Below are 5529 nucleotides of genomic sequence, written 5' to 3' on the forward strand. Positions count from 1 at the left end.
CAATATTTTACAGTATCCATCCAATTAAAAATCCCACAATCAAAGTTCCAATAGAAACTATTTGCCAGAATTGCATTCTATTTTTCATATCTAGAACTTTATCGTTTGTTTTTTTGTTTACCTTATTAATGTCTTCTCTGAAATTCTTTTTTGCCATGAAAGTTTTCTGTCTTTCTTCTGCCACCTGATTCAAAGCATCATCTCTTTCTCTTCTCATCTTTTCGTATGCAGTTACGTTCGACATATTTACCAGTCTGTTCAGCCTAGAGTTCTGGTCCTGAACGTCTGCGATTTCTCTTTCGAGCTTCTCTTGCTGCTCTCTCAGCATCCAGCCTCCTCTGTTCCGCAAGTTGTCGTTCTCGATGCTCAGTTGTTGATTGAGCCTCGTTATATCGGACAGATCTGTTAGAACTTTCCGAAGTTCTTCTTGCAGATTGTGATTCACTTCTGATAGCTCCTGATTCAAACACAAGCTCTCTCTGAGCTTTTGTGACATTTCCTGCATCAATATCTTCGAGTTGTCTGTAGTACTGCTCAAGTTCTTGCTCTGACAATTCGGTGTTTTCTCGCTGTCGAATAAATTCACGTTCCAGCCCCTCCTTTCCTACATCCAGATGAAATGTTTTGAACAGATTAGAATCTCTCACTTTTTTACCATCTTTGTTTTCAAAAGTAATATGCTTTCTAGAATCTTTCCAATGAACATTCCATCCAGATAGCTTCATCCGCTCTATAAATTGATCTCTGCTTATACATTGCTTCATGGCATTCACCACTGCCATCGCACAATCCCATAAGTAACTTTTCTTTGCATCATTTTTAAACATCTGGTACTTGTCCTGATTCCAGGTAGTTACCTCTCCGGTTTCCATCGGTGTACCATCAAAATGTTTACCCTTTTCCGCTACCGTCAGATTCCGCTCCTTACACATTTCATTTGTCATAAGCTTCATCCGCTCTAAGTCTTTTTTTGAAGTGTGATATTTTCTCCCATCTTCATAGCTGACAGAATTGGTTACCAGATGGCAGTGAATGTGATCCCGATCCTGATGAACGGCAATGACCGTTTGAAATCCAGCAAACCATTTTTCTGCAAATTCCTGACCAAAGGCAAAGGCTTCTTCTTGTGTAATCTTTTCATCCTTGTGCCAGGAAATGATACTATGTGAACACATCCGTCCTTTATCCTTATGCCAGATTTTCTTTTCCTGCATAAATGATTGATAAGCAAAATTGGCATTTAATTCCTTATGATGATATGGACCTGTGATTGCTGTCAGCGTTTGTTCTGTCTTATCGGATCGCAGCACATATGCTAAACAGTTTTTTAATCCGCTGTGGCTTTTTGGCGGCTTAGTAATAATCTTATTAATTGCCATGGACGTTCACTCTCCTCTCTCATCTTCTGTAACATTTGTTCAAGTTCATTCAGTTCTTTTATCTGAGGAATCTCTCCAAATGTGTGTAACCGCTTTGTCATCTGATTCAGATTTACTGCCATTCCACGAAGCTGTCTGTTTTCATCAGCCATAAGCTGACTGATCTTTTGTACTTCCTCTAATTCTTCTTTTGGCATCACCGGCACATGAAGCACTGCATTCGTCACATAGGCCTGTTTTGTCTGACCTGATTCTTTCACATTGGTACAGAACTGGTTGTATTCCTCATCATCCATTCGTACCATGACATTGTGTGATCTATTTCTCATTTTCAACCTCCATATAGAACATAATTTCATCCTGGGTACAGGGCGGGCAGCGCCTGTTGGGGGATTCAAGGTGGGCAATGCCCCCTGACAAGTTTAGGAACAGCCCTTGGGCTGCTTCCGGTGCGAATGTGGTATACCACTTTGCGAAACTTGCCTTATACCGAGCAGCCTACTTAGGAGCTTAGGCGTTAGGCTGCCGGGATAAGCAAAGGTTACACAGATGGCATATCATCCGTATCATCATTCTAAAAATGATGAATACTGCAAATCACGCGTATACGTGTATTCATACACATATGGCTAATGTAAAAGCCTTTATATATCTGCAATATACGCATATACACGTGATTTTGCACATTTATGATAATGTGTATTTTATGTGCCATCTGCACGTATCTTTGTAAAGATCCCCTTGAAACCACGAGCCTTTTTTCCACCATCAATTGGAATATTGGTGGAAGGCTCAATCCCAAGCTCCTCTGAATTTTGTTTCATATAACCCAACACTGTTTTGGAAGACATCGGCTTTTCAGCATTTTCCTCACACCATTTGCAATACACATTATAAATTGCCTTACTGGTTGCTGTGGTTCCTTTTTCAAAACGAATATATCCTTCGGACTCCAAAAACGGAATTACGTTATTGGAACTTTGCATTGCCTCAAGAAGGTTGCCTTTTGCCCTGTCACTGATTGTGAACTTATAATTGTTTTCCAATAGCCGTTGCAATCCCTCCAACATCCAGAGAAAGATTCCTTCTTTTTCTGTTACGATTTTTTCTACCAGATAGGGATCATCTACTCGATCCTCTGGTGGTTTTTTCGTTGTAATAATCAACTGCCTTCTGTAAAATCCATAAGACTTATCATGAAGAGCACTTAGACTTCCATTTCCAAAAAGAAGGAATCGAACAAATAGTTTTCCCTGTACACTTTGCTTCTGCTTACGCTCCAGATCCATCTCGTCTTCCAATGTAACAATGGTTTTGATATAATTCGTATCTTTCAATGCTTCCATTTTCATATCATCGTCAATCATTACCAGTTTGTTTTCCAAGTCAGCTCTGGCAAATTTGTTATGCTCCACTTTTTCAATACTGCTAAAGTTGAGTGCCTCTGAAAAAATCTTTTTGATGATTAGCCCCATGCGGGATTTGCCTTCTCCACCACGTCCTAAAATCATCATCAGCTTTTGTCCTTTGTTGGATGGAATCAACATATAACCCAGATATTCCTGAATGGTCGGGATATCCTCTTCCTCAACCAGATCCTTTAAATACTTCAACCACATTTCGGGTTTCGGAGCCTCCGGATTATAATTGACATTTAACCGGTTTCTACAGAACTGTTTTTCACCCTCAAAATTCCCATTCAGATAATAGACTCCATTTACAACATGAATACGATCCAATTCCAGCGGAAGTTCTTTCGTATGCGTTTCAAGTTTTAATGCTTCAATCAGATTATCCACTTTCTTTGCAACTCCATTGGTCAGTACTTCACAAATTAATTGATAAATATCTGCTCTCAGATTTTCAATTTCCACCACTCCATCCATTCCATAGAAAATTCCATTTACACATTTGATGGGATTGCTGGCTACAAAAGATTTACAAAATGATACCTCGTCAATCTTTCCATCCTCTGTAATCCAGGAGTAATCTCTTAGTGTAATCGGATCATCCACATTTTCGCTGTTCAATGCAGTTCCAATCTCTGTCCAGGATTGCTTTTCCTGCTCTGAATAATTGCTCTTCAAGCTCCATCACCCCCTTTCGTCCCTGTAAAAAGAACTCTTTCTGCTCTTCTTCTGTTCCAAAACACAAGATATCCATCCAATGATTCAGCTTTGGTTCTGCATGAAGCATTACTGCAAATGCATCATCATTCATTACCATTTCCGGATCTTTATCTGCCTGAGATTCTTTCACTGTTTGAATCAAATTTAATAAGTATAAAAAAGTATGACATTTGTTTGTGCACCATTTGTGAAATCTTTTTTTGATTTCTTCCACCTGATCATTTTCCAAGTCTTTCCTCTTCTTGATTGATTCAGGTGTTTTCCTTTTTCGTTTTTCTCTTTTTTCAAATTCAATAGGCAAATGAAAATCCTGTATTATTTTCTTTGCAGCTTCGATCTGGCTTAATCCAAATGTCTTGGCAACATAATTGATGGCATCTCCTTTTTCACCACACCCAAAGCAATAATAAGTCTGATCAATTTTCATGCTTGGATGCTTATCATCATGAAATGGACAACAAGCCATCATATTTCTATTGATTTTCAAACCGTAGGTTTTTGCCACTTCTGCCGCACTCACACGGCTTTTCACTTCTGTAAAAATATTCATACGTATACCTCAAACTTTCCATTGAATCCAACGGATGCCTCTGATATACTGAATTTGCGAGATAGAGCATATCAGAAGCTCTTTGGATCAGTCCTTGCCTACTGTGCAAGGGCTTTTTCTTTTGCGACATTTCGGAAATACCCGGTTTCTTCCCAGACCTTTCGATCAGGACAATAATAGCTATATTCATTTGAATTCTCCATCTTCATTGCAACTCCGAATTTTAAAACTCCGGCCTGGATTGCCAAACGAATATAATGAGGATCTTTCCCTATTGCACTTGCAATTTCTTTAATCGGAACATTCCGTCCAGTAAAAGGTGGTAATTCCACATACAGCTTTTTCTCCATTTTTCATCACCTCCTCAAATATCTGTCATAACATACGTTACATCAATAGTTCTTCAACTCGAACTCCCAGTGCCTTAGCAAGCTTACAGGCTACCGGTGGAGAACAGCTTTTTCCTGCTTTAATACAGGAAATTGTCTGCCTTGATACTTCACTCTTTTCAGCAAGTGATTTTATCGACAGGTCCTGTTCACCCATTAGAATCTGTAGTTTAAGTGCGTTTATTTTCATATATATCACCCCCGTTCCATTTAATACGCACTATTAGTTCGTATTTTGATTATACGCATAATTAATGCGCATGTCAACACATTTCTTTTGTAATATGTACTTGTAATTCGTATTTTCTTGTGTTACTATGTAATCGAAGAGAGGTGAACTCAAAAAAATGAAAGACAATAATAATGAAATAGGGCTTAGAATCCGAACTGCCCGAAAGCAAAAAGGTATGAATCAGACGCAGCTTGCAACAGAGCTTGGTAAATCTCTTCGTACAATCCAAAAATATGAAAGTGGAGAGATTGAAGTATCGATCGGTGTGATCAACGATATTGCCAAAGTACTGGACACCACCTCAACTTATCTCATTGGATATCAGGCTGAAACCAAAACCATCACAAATATGGCAGATGTGATGCAGTTTCTCTTCCATTTAGATCAGTTGAATGAATTAGGTTTTTCCATTGATGTAAAACGTCCACCAAATCACGATGGTTGGGAATGTTCTATTACATTCAATGGCAAAGATAACACTGCTTCTGAAAATGCCGATATGTGCCTGTTTCTGGAAGAATTTAATGAAAAACGAGAAGAATATGCTTCCTACGCTCAAACAGCACAGGCGTACCAGAATTGGAAAGATAAAACGCTCGCCTATTATGCCAATACTACTCTTTCCGAAAAAGAAGTTGAGGAACTTACAGAGGATGAACGTATAATAAAAAGAAATGCTTTACTAGATGAACAGTTTGGAATTTAGGCTCTTAAGAGTTGCTATGTGCGACAAGAAGGAGGCTAAATTATATGAAATTACCGAATGGTTATGGAAGTGTTACCAAAATGTCAGGGAAAAGAAGAAATCCCTGGGTTGTAAGAAAAACAGACGGATATGAACTCGATCCGA

Annotated in this window: 8 protein-coding genes; 1 reads left to right on the top strand and 7 read right to left on the bottom strand. The window is 38.7% G+C overall.

The features are described from left to right. Positions 1-7: 7 nt before the first annotated feature. The 7 genes from QZZ35_RS08560 to QZZ35_RS08590 all read right to left on the bottom strand — a co-directional run bounded on the left by QZZ35_RS08560 (position 8) and on the right by QZZ35_RS08590 (position 4637). Entirely contained in the window at positions 8-328 is a 321-nt protein-coding gene (locus QZZ35_RS08560) for a hypothetical protein (protein ID WP_291237021.1), read from the bottom strand. Then, positions 264-1379: a relaxase/mobilization nuclease domain-containing protein gene (locus tag QZZ35_RS08565; RefSeq protein WP_291237022.1), complete on the bottom strand. Its 1116-nt coding sequence runs from the start codon at positions 1377-1379 to the stop codon at positions 264-266. The genes QZZ35_RS08560 and QZZ35_RS08565 overlap by 65 nt, the downstream gene beginning before the upstream one ends. After that, on the bottom strand, positions 1328-1708 hold the full coding sequence (locus tag QZZ35_RS08570; protein ID WP_291237023.1) for a plasmid mobilization protein: 381 nt from the start codon (positions 1706-1708) through the stop codon (positions 1328-1330). Before QZZ35_RS08570 ends, QZZ35_RS08565 begins: the two co-directional genes overlap by 52 nt. A gap of 375 nt (positions 1709-2083) precedes the next feature. Next, positions 2084-3466: a DNA primase family protein gene (locus QZZ35_RS08575; RefSeq protein ID WP_330635635.1), complete on the bottom strand. Its 1383-nt coding sequence runs from the start codon at positions 3464-3466 to the stop codon at positions 2084-2086. After that, positions 3387-4058: a CHC2 zinc finger domain-containing protein gene (locus QZZ35_RS08580; RefSeq protein ID WP_291237024.1), complete on the bottom strand. Its 672-nt coding sequence runs from the start codon at positions 4056-4058 to the stop codon at positions 3387-3389. Before QZZ35_RS08580 ends, QZZ35_RS08575 begins: the two co-directional genes overlap by 80 nt. Positions 4059-4156: 98 nt before the next feature. Further along, positions 4157-4408, bottom strand: a complete 252-nt coding sequence (locus tag QZZ35_RS08585; RefSeq protein ID WP_291237025.1) for a hypothetical protein — start codon at positions 4406-4408, stop codon at positions 4157-4159. Between the two features lie 37 nt (positions 4409-4445). Continuing rightward, positions 4446-4637, bottom strand: coding sequence for a helix-turn-helix transcriptional regulator (locus QZZ35_RS08590; protein WP_291237026.1), 192 nt, complete (start codon positions 4635-4637; stop codon positions 4446-4448). A 157-nt stretch (positions 4638-4794) separates the two neighbouring features. On the opposite strand from QZZ35_RS08590, the gene QZZ35_RS08595 reads away from it, so the two are divergent. After that, positions 4795-5385, top strand: coding sequence for a helix-turn-helix domain-containing protein (locus QZZ35_RS08595; protein ID WP_291237027.1), 591 nt, complete (start codon positions 4795-4797; stop codon positions 5383-5385). Positions 5386-5529: the final 144 nt, after the last annotated feature.

Source organism: Frisingicoccus sp., from assembly GCA_016298055.1.
Classification (GTDB): Bacteria; Bacillota; Clostridia; order Lachnospirales; family Lachnospiraceae; genus Frisingicoccus.